The sequence below is a fragment of the Luteibacter sp. dw_328 genome (assembly GCF_018449605.1).
In the GTDB taxonomy this organism is placed as follows: Bacteria; Pseudomonadota; Gammaproteobacteria; order Xanthomonadales; family Rhodanobacteraceae; genus Luteibacter.
The window spans coordinates 496,405-512,745 of sequence record NZ_JAAVUW010000005.1; the positions used below are offsets into that span (position 1 = coordinate 496,405).

The 16,341-nt window shown below is 65.3% G+C and carries 21 protein-coding genes; 13 read left to right on the forward strand and 8 right to left on the reverse strand.

The window, feature by feature from the left end; all coding sequences use genetic code 11:
* Window positions 1-46: 46 nt before the first annotated feature.
* The 3 genes from dapF to HB634_RS14905 are packed head-to-tail and all read right to left on the reverse strand — an operon-like array spanning window position 47 to window position 1,606.
* Entirely contained in the window at window positions 47-877 is an 831-nt protein-coding gene (gene dapF / locus HB634_RS14895) for a diaminopimelate epimerase (RefSeq protein ID WP_213949096.1), read from the reverse strand.
* A gap of 5 nt (window positions 878-882) precedes the next feature.
* The gene (locus HB634_RS14900) at window positions 883-1,092 is read right to left on the reverse strand and encodes a lipoprotein (protein ID WP_213949097.1); all 210 of its coding nucleotides are present in this window, start codon (window positions 1,090-1,092) and stop codon (window positions 883-885) included.
* Window positions 1,093-1,135: 43 nt separating this feature from the next.
* Complete coding sequence (locus HB634_RS14905; protein ID WP_063572512.1) at window positions 1,136-1,606, reverse strand: GNAT family N-acetyltransferase; 471 nt, start codon at window positions 1,604-1,606, stop codon at window positions 1,136-1,138.
* Between the two features lie 242 nt (window positions 1,607-1,848).
* Between HB634_RS14905 and HB634_RS14910 the strand changes: the two genes are divergently transcribed.
* Window positions 1,849-3,333, forward strand: coding sequence for a RimK family protein (locus HB634_RS14910; RefSeq protein ID WP_063572511.1), 1,485 nt, complete (start codon window positions 1,849-1,851; stop codon window positions 3,331-3,333).
* 25 nt (window positions 3,334-3,358) lie between these two features.
* On the opposite strand, the gene HB634_RS14915 is transcribed toward HB634_RS14910, so the two are convergent.
* Complete coding sequence (locus HB634_RS14915; protein WP_213949098.1) at window positions 3,359-3,634, reverse strand: hypothetical protein; 276 nt, start codon at window positions 3,632-3,634, stop codon at window positions 3,359-3,361.
* Window positions 3,635-3,765: 131 nt separating this feature from the next.
* Here HB634_RS14915 and HB634_RS14920 point away from each other — a divergent pair, with 131 nt between their 5' ends.
* Genes HB634_RS14920 through HB634_RS14930 form a run of 3 tightly spaced genes read left to right on the forward strand, consistent with a single transcriptional unit; the run spans window position 3,766 to window position 5,486 of the window.
* Window positions 3,766-4,314 (forward strand): lipocalin family protein, encoded by a 549-nt coding sequence (locus tag HB634_RS14920; protein ID WP_082879142.1) that lies wholly within the window; start codon window positions 3,766-3,768, stop codon window positions 4,312-4,314.
* A 58-nt stretch (window positions 4,315-4,372) separates the two neighbouring features.
* On the forward strand, window positions 4,373-5,203 hold the full coding sequence (aroE, locus tag HB634_RS14925) for a shikimate dehydrogenase (RefSeq protein ID WP_063572509.1): 831 nt from the start codon (window positions 4,373-4,375) through the stop codon (window positions 5,201-5,203).
* A gap of 13 nt (window positions 5,204-5,216) precedes the next feature.
* Entirely contained in the window at window positions 5,217-5,486 is a 270-nt protein-coding gene (locus HB634_RS14930; protein WP_063572508.1) for a YkgJ family cysteine cluster protein, read from the forward strand.
* 43 nt (window positions 5,487-5,529) lie between these two features.
* On the opposite strand, the gene HB634_RS14935 is transcribed toward HB634_RS14930, so the two are convergent.
* Both HB634_RS14935 and HB634_RS14940 read right to left on the reverse strand, forming a co-directional pair.
* A complete protein-coding gene (locus HB634_RS14935; RefSeq protein WP_063572507.1) occupies window positions 5,530-5,847 on the reverse strand; it encodes a hypothetical protein in 318 nt (105 codons plus the stop codon).
* 52 nt (window positions 5,848-5,899) lie between these two features.
* On the reverse strand, window positions 5,900-6,514 hold the full coding sequence (locus tag HB634_RS14940; RefSeq protein ID WP_063572506.1) for a LysE family transporter: 615 nt from the start codon (window positions 6,512-6,514) through the stop codon (window positions 5,900-5,902).
* A gap of 238 nt (window positions 6,515-6,752) precedes the next feature.
* Here HB634_RS14940 and HB634_RS14945 point away from each other — a divergent pair, with 238 nt between their 5' ends.
* Window positions 6,753-9,059, forward strand: a complete 2,307-nt coding sequence (locus tag HB634_RS14945; protein WP_213949099.1) for a TonB-dependent receptor — start codon at window positions 6,753-6,755, stop codon at window positions 9,057-9,059.
* Between the two features lie 20 nt (window positions 9,060-9,079).
* Here the strand turns inward: HB634_RS14945 and HB634_RS14950 are convergent, their stop codons facing one another.
* Both HB634_RS14950 and HB634_RS14955 read right to left on the reverse strand, forming a co-directional pair.
* Window positions 9,080-9,538, reverse strand: coding sequence for a DUF4126 domain-containing protein (locus HB634_RS14950; RefSeq protein WP_213949100.1), 459 nt, complete (start codon window positions 9,536-9,538; stop codon window positions 9,080-9,082).
* Between the two features lie 96 nt (window positions 9,539-9,634).
* Window positions 9,635-10,210, reverse strand: a complete 576-nt coding sequence (locus tag HB634_RS14955; RefSeq protein ID WP_213949101.1) for a TetR/AcrR family transcriptional regulator — start codon at window positions 10,208-10,210, stop codon at window positions 9,635-9,637.
* Window positions 10,211-10,283: 73 nt separating this feature from the next.
* Here HB634_RS14955 and HB634_RS14960 point away from each other — a divergent pair, with 73 nt between their 5' ends.
* The 8 genes from HB634_RS14960 to HB634_RS14995 all read left to right on the forward strand — a co-directional run bounded on the left by HB634_RS14960 (window position 10,284) and on the right by HB634_RS14995 (window position 16,285).
* Window positions 10,284-10,640, forward strand: a complete 357-nt coding sequence (locus HB634_RS14960; protein WP_213949102.1) for a darcynin family protein — start codon at window positions 10,284-10,286, stop codon at window positions 10,638-10,640.
* Window positions 10,641-10,795: 155 nt separating this feature from the next.
* The gene (locus HB634_RS14965) at window positions 10,796-11,329 is read left to right on the forward strand and encodes a hypothetical protein (RefSeq protein WP_063573593.1); all 534 of its coding nucleotides are present in this window, start codon (window positions 10,796-10,798) and stop codon (window positions 11,327-11,329) included.
* A gap of 96 nt (window positions 11,330-11,425) precedes the next feature.
* A complete protein-coding gene (locus tag HB634_RS14970; RefSeq protein ID WP_063573592.1) occupies window positions 11,426-11,713 on the forward strand; it encodes a hypothetical protein in 288 nt (95 codons plus the stop codon).
* 134 nt (window positions 11,714-11,847) lie between these two features.
* Window positions 11,848-12,156 carry a hypothetical protein gene (locus HB634_RS14975; protein WP_213949103.1) on the forward strand — a complete coding sequence of 103 codons (309 nt, stop codon included), beginning with the start codon at window positions 11,848-11,850 and terminating at the stop codon, window positions 12,154-12,156.
* A gap of 40 nt (window positions 12,157-12,196) precedes the next feature.
* Window positions 12,197-12,730 (forward strand): gamma carbonic anhydrase family protein, encoded by a 534-nt coding sequence (locus HB634_RS14980; RefSeq protein ID WP_063573590.1) that lies wholly within the window; start codon window positions 12,197-12,199, stop codon window positions 12,728-12,730.
* A 48-nt stretch (window positions 12,731-12,778) separates the two neighbouring features.
* A complete protein-coding gene (locus HB634_RS14985) occupies window positions 12,779-14,827 on the forward strand; it encodes a M3 family metallopeptidase (RefSeq protein WP_213949104.1) in 2,049 nt (682 codons plus the stop codon).
* A gap of 22 nt (window positions 14,828-14,849) precedes the next feature.
* On the forward strand, window positions 14,850-15,617 hold the full coding sequence (xth, locus tag HB634_RS14990; RefSeq protein WP_213949105.1) for an exodeoxyribonuclease III: 768 nt from the start codon (window positions 14,850-14,852) through the stop codon (window positions 15,615-15,617).
* Complete coding sequence (locus HB634_RS14995; RefSeq protein ID WP_063572242.1) at window positions 15,614-16,285, forward strand: YecA family protein; 672 nt, start codon at window positions 15,614-15,616, stop codon at window positions 16,283-16,285. The genes xth and HB634_RS14995 overlap by 4 nt, the downstream gene beginning before the upstream one ends.
* Window positions 16,286-16,341: the final 56 nt, after the last annotated feature.

The window sequence follows — 16,341 nt, forward strand, 5'->3', positions numbered from 1 at the left end:
GTGTGCTTCCTGTTTAGAGCGAGTGTGCCCCGTTCGCGTGCGAACGTCACACTTCGCCTTCGAAAACGAAGGCGGCAGGGCCGGTCATCCACAGCGTGTGGCCGGGGCCGTGCCATTCGATGGTGAGGGTGCCGCCGGGGAGTTCAACGTGCACAACCGGGGCGGCCATGCCCAGCGACTGGGCCACCGCCGCCGCGGCGCAGGCGCCGGTGCCGCAGGCGCGGGTCCAGCCGCTGCCGCGTTCATGTACGCGCAGGCGGATGCGATCGGGTCCGAGGCGCTGGGCGAAGCCGACATTCACGCCCTGCGGGAACGCCGGGTGGGCCGTCAGCGCCGGGCCGAGCAGGTCGATTCGCGGATCGGCAAGGTCATCGTCGAAGACGACCGCATGCGGATTGCCCATCGAGACGGCGCCGAAGGTGATCCGCTCGCCGACGACTTCCAGGGTGTATGTCGCGGCCAGCGCGGGTGCATCGAACGGCAGGGAGGCGGGATCGAAATCCGGCTCGCCCATGTCGACCACCACGCGGCCCTCATCCAGTACCCGCACCGTGACCGGTCCGGAGGGACTTTCCAGGCGAACATCGGTGTCGCGTTCGATCACCCCGTCGCGGAACAGCCACGCGGCGACACAGCGCACGCCGTTGCCGCACTGGCCCGAGGGCGAACCATCCGCATTCCAGATGCCGTAGTAGAACTCGCAGGAGGGATCCCGCGCCGGCTCGATGCTGATCAGCTGGTCGAAGCCGACGCCGGTGTGTCGATCGGCCAGGGCGGCGATGCGGGCCGCGTTAGGCGTTCGCCCCGCGTCCTCGCGCCAGTCCACGATGACGAAGTCGTTGCCGATCCCATGCATCTTGGTGAAGCGGTTGGGCATCGTCGTTACTGGTGAATGACGGAGTTGAACGGGGTGATGGTACTGGTGGCCCGTGCGGGGCCCTCCACCGTCGAGGCGGCGGCGGGATGCACGCCCTGTGGATTGGCTGTCGTACCCGGCGCCGGCGGCGGGGGCAAGAACAGGTCACCCTTCTGGCCACAACCGGAAAGCGCGGCGGTAGCGGCGATGGCGAACGGCAGGATCAGTCGGCGCATGGGCGATTCCCCGTAAACGGCGGCCAGTATAGCCCCGCGGTCCTCAGAGCGGCTTTTCGAAGCGCAGGGCGTCCGCACCGTCGGCGTAGTAGCGCGCGTACTCGCCGATGATCCGGTAGCCGAGGTGTTCGTAGAGACGAATGGCCACGTCGTTGTCCTTGCGCACCTCGAGCCGCAGCGCACGGCAGCCGCGCGAGCGGGCCGTATCCTCCGAGGCAACGACCAGCGCCGATCCCACGCCCTTGCCCTGGGCCTGCGGCTTGGTAGCAAGGGAGTACAGGCGCGCGACGGTGCTGCCCTTACGGAAGAACACCACCGCCGTGCCGAGGAAGCGTCGATGATTCGCGCTGGCAACGAGCACCAACGCGCTTTCGCTATCCAGATGCTTGCGGTACTGGGCGCGGCTGAGGCGGTCCTGGGTGAAGCTCGATTCCTCGAGGGCGACCAGATCGTCGAGATCGCTGACCTCGGCGCGACGAACGCGAACCGCAGCGGTAACCGGGGGTGGACGCATGCGCTTTGGGAACTCCGGCGCGAGGGGATGACGGCTGCGGAGCCGGACGGGGAGAATCGGCAAGCGCGGCACTGTAGACCTCGGGCCCGGGTCGATCAATGACTTTTTCATGAATTCGTTTAAACAGGCTTCATCGCTGGCGCTTGTGCGCCGCGGCACCGGAGGACCACACTGCGCCACCGACGAAACAAACGACTCCAGGTGGAGTCGCCGCGCAGGTATTCGTCGTCTGTCGAGGTCTCATGAGCCGGCTCGTCATCGTCGTGGAAAAAGCCTCGGACTGGGGCTCCTATTACCCATCCGCCGATGTCGTCAGCGCCATGGACTACCTCCGTGAGCCGGTGGGTGGCGACGACGAGCGCACGCACGTCATCAACCTGTGCCGCAGCTACAAGTACCTCGGCACCGGCTACTACGTGTCGTTGCTGGCGGAAGCGCGCGGCCACAAGGTGATCCCGTCGGTGCGCACGGTGAACGACCTGCGCCGTCGTTCCCTCTACGGCCTGGACATCGACGACCTCAACCAGAAGCTGGCGAACTTCCTGCCGGCGGGTGGTCGTGACACCACCGACTTCGGCGTGCTCGTCTACTTCGGCGAGACCGCTTATGAAGACCTGCAGGATCTTGCGAGGCAGATCTTCGAGATGTTCCCCTGCCCGCTGATGCGCATCGAGTTCGAGCGCGAGCGTGTGTGGCAGGTCTCGTCAATCAAACCCGTGGGCCTGCACACGCTGGACGACGCCCAGGAAGACGCCTTCGCCCAGGCGCTGGACAAGTTTTCCAAGAAGCTCTGGCGCAAGCCCAAGGCGCGACGCCGCTTCCGATACGACATCGCCATGCTGGTCGACCCGAACGAAAGCATGCCGCCTTCGAACAAGAAGGCGCTGAAGCACTTCATCGAAGCAGGCAAGCACCTGGGTATCGAGGTCGACCCGATCGGCAAGAACGACTACCAGCGCCTCGCCGAATACGACGGCCTGTTCATTCGCGAAACCACGGCCAGCGACAACCACACCTATCGCTTCGCGCACCGCGCGGAAAAGGAAGGCATGGTGGTGATGGACGACCCCACCTCGATCCTGCGCTGCACGAACAAGATCTTCCTTAATGATCTGATGGTGGCACGCAAGCTCGCCACGCCGATCACGGAGATCATCTACCGCGACGACGCCAGGCGCGTGCGCGAACTGCCCGATCGCCTGGGCCTGCCCATCGTGCTGAAGATTCCGGATGGTTCGTTCTCTCGGGGCGTGGTCAAGGTGGAGACGCGCGAAGCGCTGGAGAAGGCCGCGGCGGAGTTGTTCTCGCACAGCGCGTTGCTGATTGCGCAGGAATACCTGTACACCGAGTTCGACTGGCGCATCGGCGTGCTCAATCACGAGCCCCTCTATGCCTGTCAGTACTACATGTCGCGCGGTCACTGGCAGATCTACAACCACGGCGCCAAGGGCACGGCCAAATCCGGCGGATTCCGTACGGTGCCCGTGCGGGAGGCGCCTGCCGAAGTCGTCAAGCTGGCGCTGAAGGCAACGCAGACCATCGGCGACGGTCTCTACGGCGTCGACCTCAAGCAGGTCGGTGACAGACCCGTGGTCATCGAGGTAAACGACAATCCGTCGATCGATGCCGGCGTCGAGGACGGTTACCTGGGCGAGGACCTCTACCTGCGCATCATGCAGGAGTTCCTCCGCCGCCTCGAACTCAAGCGCCTGGGCATCAAGACCTGATGCCCAGGATTTTGTAGGAGTCGATTCATCGGCGATCCCGCGGCAGCGGGCCGGACCCAGGCACCCACCCCATCGCCGCTGAAGCGGCTCCCACAAGGGACGCCAGCAGCGACAGCGGTAGCCCCGGTTTCATCGCCACCAGCACGCTGGCCGGCGCCAGCATCAGCCAGAACGCCGGCGTCCAGCCCAGCGACTCGCTATGCGCCGAGAGCGGCGTCACCAACAGTAGCAAGGTGCCCACGGCCAGCCAGGCCATGGCGATCAGGGCGCGAACGCGGCGGGGCGAGAGCGTGTCGTTCATGGCGTAACTCCGGAAAGCGGCGGCGTGGTGGGCGGGAGCGCGGTGTCGGTGAACTCAGGCTAGGCACCCCCCGTCTCAGGGATCGCGACCCGTTGACCCCACCGTGACGCCCAGCCGACCACGCTGCCTCAATGAACCGACTCTCCCTGGTCCTCCTCCTCGCCGCCGGCATGACCACGGCCGGATGCGCCGCCGATGCCCCGCTGAAGACCGTGGGCCCCGTGGACCTGCCCCGCTACATGGGTACCTGGTACGTCATGGGCAACATTCCCAACTTTGCCGAGCGCGGCAAGGTGGCCACGGCGGACGAGTACTCGCTACGGCCGGACGGCCAGATCGACAACATCTACCACTACCGGAAAGGCTTCGATCAGCCCGCGAAGACCTGGCACGGCAAGGCGTGGCTGCCCGATCCGAAAGACGCCAGCCGCTGGAAGGTACAGCTGCTATGGCCGTTCCGCTCCGATTACATGATCCTCGCCCTGTCCGATGACTACCGCGTCAGCATGGTGGGCCTACCCTCACGCAAACTGCTATGGATCATGTCGAAGGATCGGACCATGGACGATGCCGTCTACCAGCGTCTGATCGACATCGCCCGCCAGCAGGGTTTCCCGGTCGAGCAGATGCGCCGCGTACCGCAGTCTGCCGACGATGTCGGCAAGCCCGGTTATCAGTAGGCCGCGTTAGAATTGGCCTACCGGGCGGATTCGGTCCGGCGTCGATCCAGGAGTGTCCATGAGCGCTGAAGCGCACCGTTTTGCCGTGTTCGGTCATCCGATCGCGCATTCGCTGTCCCCGCAGATCCACCAGGCCTTTGCCGAACAACTCGGCATCCGCCTGAGCTACGAGACCATCGATGCCGCGCCGGACCAGTTCGAGCCGGCCGTACGCCGCTTCTTCGCCGAAGGCGGCCTCGGGGCCAACGTGACCATGCCGCACAAGCTCGCCGCCCTGAACGTGGCGCAGGAGCGTTCGGAAGCGGCCGTCCGCGCCGGCGCGGCCAACACGCTCACCCCACTGATCGGGGGCAAGCTCCAGGCACACAACACCGACGGCAGCGGTTTCGTCCGAGATATCACGGGACGTCACGCGCTCGACCTGCGCGGGCACGATGCCCTCCTCCTCGGCGCCGGCGGCGCCGCACGCGCCGTCGCCTGGGCACTGCTCGATGCAGGCGTCGAGACGCTGACCATCGTCAACCGCACGCCGGAGCGCGCCGACGAACTGGCCGACGCCATCGGCGAGCCCGCCCGCTGCCATACCCGGTATTGGGACGACCTGACGGGAAAGTGCTTCGACCTCGTCGTCAACGCCACCTCGATTGGCGTCATCGGCGGCACGTTCGACCTGCCCATGTCGATCCTGCAGGACCACAGCACCTGCTACGACCTCTGTTACGGGGCTGCCGCAGCGGACTTCAAAGGCTGGGCCACCGCGGCAGGTACGCGCTACTTCCGCGACGGGCTCGGCATGCTGGTGGAACAGGCCGCGGATGCGTTCGAGCGCTGGCACGGTACGCGGCCGGATACGGATCCTGTCTACAACCTCCTGCGCCAGAGGTTCTGACGCCCACCCGGTCATGAACATGTCCTTGTCCTGCCGCATGGGCTGCGGTGCTTGCTGCATCGCGCCCTCCATCAGCTCGCCCATCCCCGGCATGCCTCACGGCAAGCCGGCGGGCGTGCGCTGCGTGCAGCTGACCGACGACAACCGTTGCGCGATCTTCGGTCGGCCGGAACGGCCGACGGTTTGCGGCGGCCTGCGGCCCGATGCGGAGATGTGCGGACCGGATCGGGATTACGCAATGGACTGGATCACCGGCCTGGAGCGGGCGACGGCCACCCACTGAGAGGTTCTGCAGGTTGACCTACGTTCCAGCGTGACGGGGTCGCTCAGGGCACCGTGGCCACGGGCTGCGCCGGGCACGCGTACGTCGCCTGGTACTCGTAAACGGTCTTCTGCGTGTCCTGCGCGTCGGCGGGTACCTGTTTTGCCAGGACCAGACGAATGGTGTCCACGGTGGGTGCGCTACAGCGCTTGCGGGCGGCCGCGATGCACGGCTGGTCGGTAATCGCATCGGTCTGGCAGGACACGGCGATCGGCGCGACCGGTGCTGCTGCGACGTTCACGGGCGTGGTACGTGCGCTGGCACAGCCCGCCAGCGCCAGCAGCGCGACGGTGGGCCAGACGAGACGGACAGCGACATTCATCGGAAGCTCCTGCTCATGACACAGCCTAGGCTGTCGGTATGACCGGGTCTTTTCAGCGAACCAGTTGGCGAATCCCGAGCGCGACGATCATGGCGCCGCAGACGCGATCCATCCACGCTTTGCCGCGTCGGTAACGCGCGGCCACGCTCGGTGTCGCGAACACGAGGGCAACGATGCCGTACCAGGCCGCGGCGACGATCGCTACAGTGGCGAGCATGCCGACGAACGTGGGGCTCGAGACGTGCTTCGGCGCGGCGGCGGCGAAGACGGCCGCATAGAAGGCCATCGACTTCGGGTTGGCGATGTTGGTCGCGACGCCGGTGCGGAAAGCCTGACCCAGGCTGCGCCCCCCGCTGGAAATCCGTGCGGCGCTGGCGCTGCCGGCCTTGGAGATCAGGCGCCCGCCGAACCAGATCAGGTAGCTGGCGCCAACGACCTTCACGGCCAGGGCGATCCATGGGAAGGTCGCGAAGACGATGCCGATACCCAGGATGGAACAGCTCGCCCAGAACAGGTTGACCACGACGACGCCAGCGACCAGGGCCAGTGCCTCGCGCGTTGTCGTCGAGGCGGCCTTGTGCGCGACGGCCACGAAGTTGGGGCCCGGCAGCACGACGCCGACGACGTACACGGAAAGAACGGTGGTGATGGCGGTCCAATCGATCATGACAACGCGGCCGGAAGACTGACGTTCGACTGTAGCGCGTTTCGGAAAACGTTACAGCTTACGGACGTCCAGAAGTCCGAAGTGGTTTTGGACGAAAGCTGCGCGTTGGACAAAAAAGCCGCGAAGGCACCGGCATCACGCTTTCAACCACCGTCAACTAGCCGTCATCTGTAAGTAAACGGCGATACATGCGCAACCGCGACTCTCCCTGGTTTTACACCTCCAGGGGATCGACCCGATGACGTTCGCACGTGCCTCGCTTCGTCGCACCGCCCTCGCCACCGCGCTTGCGCTTTCGCTGCATGCCGGTTTCGTCCACGCCGCCGACAACGACAACGACAAGGCGGCGCCGGCGGCAGACACCGCCGCGACCACAAAGGACGCGAAGCAGCTAGACGCCGTGTCGGTGATTGCGCCGGGTGAAACGCGACAGATCCAGAGCATCGGTGTCGAGGAGATCACCAAGCAGCAGACGCCGGGAACCAGCGCGCTGAAAGCACTCGATAAGCTGCCGGGCGTGCAGTTCCAGTCCGCCGATCCCTGGGGCGCTTACGAGTGGTCGACGCAGATCACCCTGCACGGCTTCGACCAGTCCCGTCTGGGCTTTACCCTCGACGGGATTCCGCTCGGCACCATGGGCTACGGCGTGACCGACGGCCTTCAGGTCACGCGCGCTATCACCACCGAGAATCTCGCCACCGTGGAACTCGCCCAGGGCGCCGGCGCGCTGGGTACCGCGTCGAACACGAACCTCGGCGGTACCGTGCAGTTCTATTCGGCCGATCCGGACATGACGCCGGGTGTGCGCCTCAACCAGGTGCTCGGCTCCGACTCCACGCACCGGACCTTCGTCCGCGTCGACTCCGGTGACTACCACGGCTTCTCGGTGTACGCCTCGTTCGCCAATGCGGATACGGACAAGTGGAAGGGCTTCGGGGACCAGAAGTCGAACCAGGCCAACCTGAAGGCGCTGTACCAGTGGGGCGATGGCAACCGCATCAGCCTCTTCGTGGACAGCAGCAAGCGCAAGGAATACGACTACATGGATCTGTCCCTGACCAGCCAGCGCGTGCTTGGCTGGAACTGGGACTACCTGCAGCCGGACTGGAACTCGGCCGTGCAGATCGCCAACGCGCTGAACGGCAAGGGGCAGTACCCGGCCTCGCTCAATGGGCTTCCCGCCAACTACGACAAGGGGGACGCGACTTACTATGCCGGCGGCGGCATTCGTCGTGACACGCTGACCGGGCTGTCGGGTTCGTTCAATCTCGGCGGCGCCACGCTCGACACCACGGGCTATTACCACGCCGATCGCGGCGAGGGTCAGTGGGCCACGCCGTACCAGGCATCCTCGCCGACCATGCCCATCTCGATGCGTACCACCGACTATGGGCTGGATCGTTACGGCATTACGTCGGCGCTGAAGTTCAACCTCGGCAACAACGACATTGAGGTCGGTATCTGGGGCGAGGATTCGAACACCAACCAGGAGCGCAACTATTTCACGCTGAATGGCCAGTACACGGCGCTGTACACGGTCTATAACGACCAGGATCCGTTCCTGCGGGCTTTCCTGCAGCACTACGAAACCAAGACGCGCATGGGTTACGCCGAGGACACGATCCACCTTCTTGACGACCAGCTGACGATCAACTTCGGCGCGAAGTCGCTGCGCGTGACCACCGACGCGACCTCACTGGTGCCGACCACCGCGTTCGCGCAGGGCCAGATGCGCGCGAAGAAGGGCTTCCTGCCGCAGGCCGGTATCGACTACAAGCTCGATGCCAACCAGGACGTCTACGCCTCGTATGCGAAGAACATCTCCGCTTTTGGCATCACGCCCTTCAGCACGTCACAGGCGGCGTTCGATGCGGCGAAAGACCACCTGAAGCCGGAAGAGTCGCAGACCTGGCAGACCGGCTATCGCGCGCACGGCGAAACCTTCGAGGCCTCGCTGGGCCTCTTCTACACGCGCTTCGAGAATCGCCTGCTGGCAACGACGCCTTGCCCGGCGGTCGTGACCTGCGCCGCGTCGCTGAACAACGTGGGCGACGTGAAGAGCCGCGGTGCGGACGTGGCTTTCCTGTGGAAGCCGGTACAGGGACTGAGCTGGCTCAACTCGTTCTCGTATAACAATTCCAAGTACCAGGATGACTACCAGAACTCGGGCACCGTCCACACGGCGGGCAAGTACGTGGTTGGCGTACCGAAGACGATGTTCTCCAGCTCGGTAAGCTACGAGATCGCGGGCTGGCGCGCCAACGTCGAAGGCAAGTACACCGGTCGTCGCTATATCACCTACACCGACGATTCGTCCGTACCGTCGTACTGGGTGGTCGATGCCGGTCTCGCGTACGACATCGGCAATCTCTCGGTGCTGAAGGAAATGAGCATCGGCTTCAACGTGACCAACCTGTTCGACAAGCGCTACTTCGCGTCTACCGGCACGAACGGCTACGTCGCCTCCGACCCGGACGGTTACAACCAGACCCTGATGGCCGGTGCGCCGCGCCAGTACTTCGTGAACCTCAACGCGAAGTTCTGACGACGGCGCGCCGTCGAAAGTCAGGCGAAGAAGACGACCAGCGCGGCAAGGGCGATCGCGACGATGTCTTCGACGATGGCCGCCGGACGGTCGCTGCGGAACGCGGCGGCCATCTTCGTGCGCAATGCCGAACCACCCAGCGTGCCAAGGACGGCACCGATGGCGCCGGCGACCAGGCCGATGACCAGCGCATCGTGTGCGGCGCCGATGCAGGCGCCGGACAGGGCGCCCGTGACCACACGGGTACCGAACTGGACCGGAATCTTCCGGCTCGGCGTGGAAGGCAGCTGGTCGGTGATCAGTTCGCCAACGGCGGCGATCCCGAGGATCCACGGTGTCCATGCGTAGCCCATGAAGGCCAGCGGTGTTCCGGTGAGCGCAAGGCCGCCGAAGCGGGCAGCGAAGGCCACGGCAGCCGGAGCCATCATGGCGCGCAGGCCGGCGACGACGCCGATGAGAAGAGCAAGGACGAAGATCATTACGGCATTCCTTTCCTGGGTAGTGGGCCCATTCAAGCGTGGCCGGATGCGTGTGGCTTGCTCAAACCTAGCGCGGTGGCGGGTTGGCAGGGGAAGTCATTGGCCGAGATAGCCGTTCACGGCCCTCATGACCCGCGTCTCCAGCGCCTCCGGATCCGTATCGCCCCGCTGCCCGGCCGCGTCCACGACGGCACGGATGATGGCCAGCAGGTCTTCGACCGTGACGCCCGCGCTGCCGTCGTCGGGGAGTGCCCGGCCTACCGCATCGATCACCCGCTGGTCGCGCTCATGCAAGGGCAGGCGCCGCTCCTCGAGGTCGAGGGCACGAGCCAGCGTCGGGCGGCGGGTTTGATGGGCGATGGCTGCGCGGACCATCGCCCGCACGCGTGTCGCCGTATCGGTATGGCCGGCAGCTACGCCTATGTCATCGATGAGGAGCTGGGTCTCGCGATCGACCAGGGCGGCGGTCAGGGCGTCCTTGTTCGGGAAGTACTGGTAGAGCGAACCGATGCTCACCCCGGCGCGCTCGGCCACCGCGTTCGTGTTGTAACCGGCGATGCCGTCGCGTTCCAGAATGTGAGCAGCCCCTTCGAGGATCGCCTCGACGGTCACCCGCGCACGCGACTGCGACGGGGATTTACGCGGGTCCAGAGGGGTCTTGCGCGGTGGCATGAGAAGGCGAGTTTTCCTGGCGAGTGCCTGGTCGCAGGCTATTCACGTCGCATGACATCACACAGGAAAGCTCATGAACAGCACCGCCGAAACCTTCCCCCTCACCGTCTTCATGCTGGTCAAGACCGAGCCCGAATGGCTCGGCATGTCGCCGGACGAGCGCTTCGGTCACCTCAAGTCCGTGTTCCAGCCGATCATCGATGCGCATCGCGAGCGCGTGCGATTCCGCTTTTTCGACGTGGAGTTCTACGCGACGCGGGTCACCGACGTATGGATGTGGGAGGCGCGCGATCACCACGCCTACGAGTTGCTGGTCGAGGCCATGCGGGAGACGCCTATATGGGACCGCTGGTTCTCCATCGTGGAAATCCTGCCGGGCGTGGAGAACGCTTATTCGGCGAACTACGGTCGTGAGCCGATGGCGGCCTGAACATGAGTGACGGGCCGGCCAGGGGCCGATCCGTCGTCGGGCCTGACGGCACGACCGCAACGTCGCTGCAACATTTCGCCGCCAAGATGACAAGCCCGCTGGGGTCGTCCAACAGGGGGACGGCCTGGTTGCGGGTGCGCCACGGAACCACCCCCATGTCCCAGACACTCACCGCGGCGTTTCCCCGACGCACGGTTCTAGCTATTGCCGTTGGCGTGGCCGCACTTGCGGTCATCGTTGGCGTCGTCGCGTTTCGCAGCCACCAGGCGACATCCTCCACCGACGCCTCGGGCACGGTGAGCAGCGATGCCGGCCCGTCGTCCGGTGCGGCGCCGGAAATCGATATCCTCCTCGGCCTGGCGCGCGATGCCACGAAGGAAGGCCGCCTCGTGGCGCCGCAGGGCAACAACGCCTACGAGTACTACCTCAGCGTCAGCCAGCTCGATCCGAAGAACGCGACGGCGCAGGATGCCTTGCGCGAGACACTGCCGTTCGCTTCGCAGGAGATCGAACGACAGATCAATCGTCGCGAGCTGGAAGAGGCGCGCCGAGAGATCGCGTTGCTGCGCGACTACGATCCGACCAACTACACGCTGATCATCCTGGGCGCGAAGCTCGATGCCCAGCAACGGGTCGTCACGGCCGAAGACGAGGCGAAAGCTGACGCAATCCGTAGGCGAAACGGCTAGGCGAATTCAGGTTTTTTCAGGGCTTTTCGGGTGATAGTCGTACCGCGTGTCAGCGACGGCACGCCATACCTATCCATCAAGGCAAGGAGCCTGATCATGAACAAGTACCTCCGCCCGCTCGCCCTCGCTCTTCTCGTCGCCGCCCCGGTCGCGGCTACGGCCCAGATCCATGGCGGCAACGAAGTGCGCTGCACCGTTGAGAGCAACGCATTCAACAAGTTCATCGCCGGCAAGCCGACGCCGGTCGAATTCCGCGCGGCCTACTCGTGCGTGGGCCTCGTCCTCCCGGGTGACGTCACGACCATGGAAATGCGCACGGATAACAGCCGCTACTTCGCGCAGCTGGACGCGCACGGCCGCATTGTCGGCGGCAGCTTCCACTAAGTAAGGCCGGCGGCCGCGTCGTTGTCGCGGCCGCCTTATTTACCGGTGCACAAACCCGGCAGACGCAACGGCGTTCATCGTCCAGAGCCGTTTGTCGCGCCATAATCGGGCTTCCCCAGGCAAGGAGCCTCGCCATGCATCGTCTCGCTATCCTCTTTTTCACCGCCGTGCTCGGTGGCGCGGCCCTCGTGGCCTGCCAGACCGCGCCGCAGACCGGGCCGGCCGCGCAGCCGAAGCCGACGGCGGGTTTCGTCACTGACATGAAGGCTTTTGATGTCTTTATCGCCACGAAGCCCACCCCCGAGCAGTTCCACGCGGCCTACCCGGACGTCATGCTGGTCACCCCGGACATGATGACCACCCGGGAAATGCGCCAGAACCACAGCCGCTACTTCCCGAAGATGGACGCCGACGGCCGTATCGTGGGCGGCGCGTTCATGTAATGCCCACGGTGGGCGTGGCGCGACCGATTAGAATGGCGCCATGCCTACCTCGATCCGGCCCTTCAAGGGCATCCATCCCCGCCTCGGCGCGCGGGTCTATGTCGACCCCGCGGCCACCGTCATCGGTGACGTGGAGCTCGGCGACGACGCCTCTGTCTGGCCCGGCGCCGTCGCCCGGGGCGATGTCCACCACATCCGCATTGGCGCCCGCAGCAACCTGCAGGACGGCGCGATCATCCACGTGACCCACGACGGGCCGTACACCCCCGGCGGCTTCCCGACGATCATCGGCGAGGATGTGACCATCGGCCACGGCGCGGTGATCCACGCCTGCACCATCGAGGATGGCTGCCTCATCGGCATGCATGCCACCGTGCTGGATGGCGCCGTTATCCGGAAGAACGGCTTCGTCGGCGCCGGCGCGGTGGTCCCGCCCGGGAAGGTGGTCGGCGAGCGAGAGCTTTGGCTGGGCAACCCGGCGAAGATGGTCAGGGTGCTCAGCGACGCGCAGGTGGCGCAGCTGTACTACTCGGCGGCCAACTACGTGCGCCTGAAAGACGACTACCTGGCTTGATTTGACCGGGCCGCAACACCACGCTGGACGCCTGACAGGAGATCACCGATGGACAGCAGCACCAATCCCCTTCTCGACCCCAACGGCTTGCCGGCGTTCTCGGCGATCCGTCCGGAACACATCGAGCCGGCCATCGACAGCCTGATCGCCGAGCAGCGCGCCGCCATCGACCGGATCGCCGCCGCCGACGCCGTGCGGGATTTCGACCATGTGATGCTGGCCCAGGAACGCCTGGACCAGGTGCTGTCCCGTGCCTGGTCACCGGTCAGCCACCTGCATTCGGTGGCCGACTCCGAAGCCCTGCGCAAGGCCCATGGCGCGGCTGAAGAAAAGCTTACCGATCATGGGATTGAGGTTGGCCAGAACCGCGATCTCTACGCCGCCGTCCAGGCCGTGGCGGATCGCGGTGACTTCGCCGGACTGCCCGTCGCGGCGCGTGCCGCGGTCGACCATGCCCTGCGCGATTTCCGCCTGTCGGGCGTCGCGCTGGAGGAGCCGGCCCGCAGTCGCTTCCGCGAGATCGGCGTGGAGCTTTCGAAGCTGACCACGGAGTTCTCGAATGCGGTGCTCGACGCCAGCGAAGCGTGGCGCAAGCACATCACCGACGAGCGTGACCTGGCGGGTATTCCCGCCTCGGGCCGCGCCGTGCTGCGCGAATACGCCCGTGAGGAGTCGCTCGACGGCTTCCTGGTCACCCTGAAGCAGCCCAGCGTGCAGGCGGTGCTGACCTACGCGGAGAATCGCGACCTGCGCGAGGCCGTGTACTACGCGTACCAGACCCGGGCCTCCGACCAGGGGCCGGACAAGGGCAAGTTCGACAACTCAGAGCGCATCGAGAAGATCGTGGCCCTGCGCCACGAGGCTGCCCAACTGCTCGGCTTTGCCAATGCCGCCGAGGAATCGCTGGCGACGAAGATGGCTACGTCGCCCGATGTCGTGCTCGCCTTCCTTCGCGACCTTGCCGCCCGGGCGAAGCCCGTGGCAAAGAAGGAGCTCGAGGAACTGCGCCGCTTCGCCTCGGAAGAACTGAAGCTGGACAACCTCGAGCCCTGGGATGTCGGCTTCGCCTCCGAGCGTCTCCGTCAGCAGCGTTACGCGCTGGACGAAGAGCAGATCAAACCCTACTTCCCGGCATCCGGCGCCATCGACGGCCTGTTCGCCGTGGTCGAGCGCCTGTATGGCGTGCGTTTCGCGCCTCGCGATGACGTCGACACCTGGCATAAAGATGTGCGCTATTACGACGTGATGAATGCCGACGGCTCGATCTTTGCCGGCGCTTACCTCGACCTCTACGCGCGCTCGGGCAAGCGCGGCGGCGCCTGGATGGACGTATGTGAGTCGCGTTTCCGTGACGGCGACCACCTACAACTGCCGATAGCCTTCCTGACCTGCAATTTCCCGCCGCCGACCGATGGGGCTCCCGCGCTGCTGACGCACGACGACGTCCTCACCCTCTTCCACGAATTCGGCCACGGCCTGCATCACATGCTGACCGAGGTCGATATTCCGTCGGTCGGCGGTATCGATGGCGTGGAGTGGGACGCCGTGGAGCTGCCGAGCCAGTTCATGGAGAACTTCGCCTGGGATCGCGAGGCGCTCCGCCTGTTCGCCAGGCACTACGAGACGGGCGAGCCGCTGCCGGACGACCTCTACCAACGGATGCTGGATGCGCGGCATTTCCATGCCGGGTTATTCCTCGTTCGCCAGCTGGAATTCGCCCTGTTCGACTTCCGCCTGCACCTCGAGTACGACCCCGCGCAGGGCGCCCGTCCGCTCGACGTACTCGAGCAGGTGCGCCACGAAGTAGCCGTCATGTACCCGCCGGCCTGGCAGCGCTTCCCGCACGCCTTCACCCACGTCTTCGCCGGCGGTTACTCGGCCGGGTACTACAGCTATCTGTGGGCCGAGGTCCTGTCGGCGGACGCGTTCGAGCCGTTCGAGGAAGCCGGGGTGCTGGACCGTGCGACCGGACAGCGCTTCCGCGAGCAGATTCTCGCCGTGGGCGCGACACGGCCGGCGCTCGAGTCGTTCAAGGCCTTCCGGGGCCGTGAGCCGCAGCCGGATGCACTGCTGAAGAGCTACGGTCTGCAGGCCTGAGCCGTTCCTTTACAATATCGCCATGAAGATCGCGTCGTGGAACGTCAATTCGCTGAAGGTCCGTCTGCCCCATCTCCAGCAATGGCTGGGCGAGGCGCAGCCGGACATCATCGCGCTGCAGGAAACCAAGCTCACCGATGACAAGTTCCCGGTGGATGAGATCGCCGCCATGGGTTACCACGCCGCGTTCTCAGGCCAGAAAACCTATAACGGCGTGGCTATCCTCGCGCGCGGTGAGCTGACCGATGTCGTCACCGATGTCGAGGGCCTGGACGATCCGCAGCGGCGCATCCTCGCTGCCACCGTCGGCGATATCCGTGTCGTGAATCTGTACGTGGTTAACGGCAAGGCGTTGGGTGACGAGAAGTACACCTACAAGCTGCACTGGCTGGCGAAGGTCCGCGACTTCCTCGAGCAGCAGATCCTGAAGTATCCGAAGCTGGTCGTGCTGGGCGACTTCAACATCTGCCGCGACGACCGCGACGTATACGACCCCGTGGCCTGGGGCGAAGACATCTTCTGCTCCCCGCCCGAGCGCGCGGCACTGCAGGCGCTGTTCGATGTCGGCCTTCACGACAGTTTTCGCATGTTCAACGACGAAGCCGGTCTCTTCAGCTGGTGGGACTACCGCCAGGCCGGGTTCCGCCGCAACATGGGCCTGCGGATCGACCTCATCTTGATCAGCGATGCGCTCAAATCGTCGGTAACCTCGTCGATCATCGACAAGGTCCCGCGCAAGTGGGAGCAACCGTCCGACCACGCGCCCGTCGCGCTGGAGTTGATGCTTTGAACACACCCAAGTCCGAATGGCCCAGCTCGCTGGATGACGCCGAGCTCGAAGTCCTCGATACCTACCTGCGGATGCACGGTGGCGACGGTGACCTGATGCTCGACGGCTTGCATGGCCTTCTCTCGGCGATCGCCATCGGGCCGCTCGAAGTGAAGCCGGAAGAGTGGCTGCACGAGATCCTGCACGACGCCTTCGAGGACGAGGACGAAGGGAACCGGCTGCTCGCCCTGCTAGCCAAGCTCAACGATTCCATCAGCGCTGAACTCGACGTCGATGCCTATGAGCCCATCCTCGGTGAGATCGACACCGAAGACGGTCCCATGCTCTCTGCCGCCGGCTGGTGTGAAGGCTTCAGTCGCGGCATCGACATGCGCGCACAGCTGTGGGAAAACCGCCTGGCCGAGGACCCGAACCTGATGCAGCTGCTCGGCCCGATCATGGCCCTTGCCGTGGATGAAGGCGTACTCCAGGCCGATGCCGAGTTCGAGAAGCTCACCGACGAGGAGTACGACGAGTGCCTGGGCCAGTTGCCCGAGGTGCTCAATGCCGTCGGCGAGTACTGGCGCCAGAACGCGCCGACCGAAGACGAGCTGGCAGCGATGACCCGCCCGCGCGTGGACGGAGAAGAAGGCCCGCCGCGGCAGCGCTCGGGCCACTGGGTGCATTAAGAAAGCGCTGACTGTTTTCCATGTGGGAGCCGCTTCAGCGGCGATAGGCGTTGCCG

What these genes read in the sequence shown, in the direction of transcription:
- dapF (WP_213949096.1), bottom strand. Translation starts at nt 877, where the DNA reads ATGCCCAACCGCTTCACCAAGATGCATGGGATCGGCAACGACTTCGTC.
- HB634_RS14900 (WP_213949097.1), bottom strand. Translation starts at nt 1,092, where the DNA reads ATGCGCCGACTGATCCTGCCGTTCGCCATCGCCGCTACCGCCGCGCTT.
- HB634_RS14905 (WP_063572512.1), bottom strand. Translation starts at nt 1,606, where the DNA reads ATGCGTCCACCCCCGGTTACCGCTGCGGTTCGCGTTCGTCGCGCCGAG.
- HB634_RS14910 (WP_063572511.1), top strand. Translation starts at nt 1,849, where the DNA reads ATGAGCCGGCTCGTCATCGTCGTGGAAAAAGCCTCGGACTGGGGCTCC.
- HB634_RS14915 (WP_213949098.1), bottom strand. Translation starts at nt 3,634, where the DNA reads ATGAACGACACGCTCTCGCCCCGCCGCGTTCGCGCCCTGATCGCCATG.
- HB634_RS14920 (WP_082879142.1), top strand. Translation starts at nt 3,766, where the DNA reads ATGAACCGACTCTCCCTGGTCCTCCTCCTCGCCGCCGGCATGACCACG.
- aroE (WP_063572509.1), top strand. Translation starts at nt 4,373, where the DNA reads ATGAGCGCTGAAGCGCACCGTTTTGCCGTGTTCGGTCATCCGATCGCG.
- HB634_RS14930 (WP_063572508.1), top strand. Translation starts at nt 5,217, where the DNA reads ATGAACATGTCCTTGTCCTGCCGCATGGGCTGCGGTGCTTGCTGCATC.
- HB634_RS14935 (WP_063572507.1), bottom strand. Translation starts at nt 5,847, where the DNA reads ATGAATGTCGCTGTCCGTCTCGTCTGGCCCACCGTCGCGCTGCTGGCG.
- HB634_RS14940 (WP_063572506.1), bottom strand. Translation starts at nt 6,514, where the DNA reads ATGATCGATTGGACCGCCATCACCACCGTTCTTTCCGTGTACGTCGTC.
- HB634_RS14945 (WP_213949099.1), top strand. Translation starts at nt 6,753, where the DNA reads ATGACGTTCGCACGTGCCTCGCTTCGTCGCACCGCCCTCGCCACCGCG.
- HB634_RS14950 (WP_213949100.1), bottom strand. Translation starts at nt 9,538, where the DNA reads ATGATCTTCGTCCTTGCTCTTCTCATCGGCGTCGTCGCCGGCCTGCGC.
- HB634_RS14955 (WP_213949101.1), bottom strand. Translation starts at nt 10,210, where the DNA reads ATGCCACCGCGCAAGACCCCTCTGGACCCGCGTAAATCCCCGTCGCAG.
- HB634_RS14960 (WP_213949102.1), top strand. Translation starts at nt 10,284, where the DNA reads ATGAACAGCACCGCCGAAACCTTCCCCCTCACCGTCTTCATGCTGGTC.
- HB634_RS14965 (WP_063573593.1), top strand. Translation starts at nt 10,796, where the DNA reads ATGTCCCAGACACTCACCGCGGCGTTTCCCCGACGCACGGTTCTAGCT.
- HB634_RS14970 (WP_063573592.1), top strand. Translation starts at nt 11,426, where the DNA reads ATGAACAAGTACCTCCGCCCGCTCGCCCTCGCTCTTCTCGTCGCCGCC.
- HB634_RS14975 (WP_213949103.1), top strand. Translation starts at nt 11,848, where the DNA reads ATGCATCGTCTCGCTATCCTCTTTTTCACCGCCGTGCTCGGTGGCGCG.
- HB634_RS14980 (WP_063573590.1), top strand. Translation starts at nt 12,197, where the DNA reads ATGCCTACCTCGATCCGGCCCTTCAAGGGCATCCATCCCCGCCTCGGC.
- HB634_RS14985 (WP_213949104.1), top strand. Translation starts at nt 12,779, where the DNA reads ATGGACAGCAGCACCAATCCCCTTCTCGACCCCAACGGCTTGCCGGCG.
- xth (WP_213949105.1), top strand. Translation starts at nt 14,850, where the DNA reads ATGAAGATCGCGTCGTGGAACGTCAATTCGCTGAAGGTCCGTCTGCCC.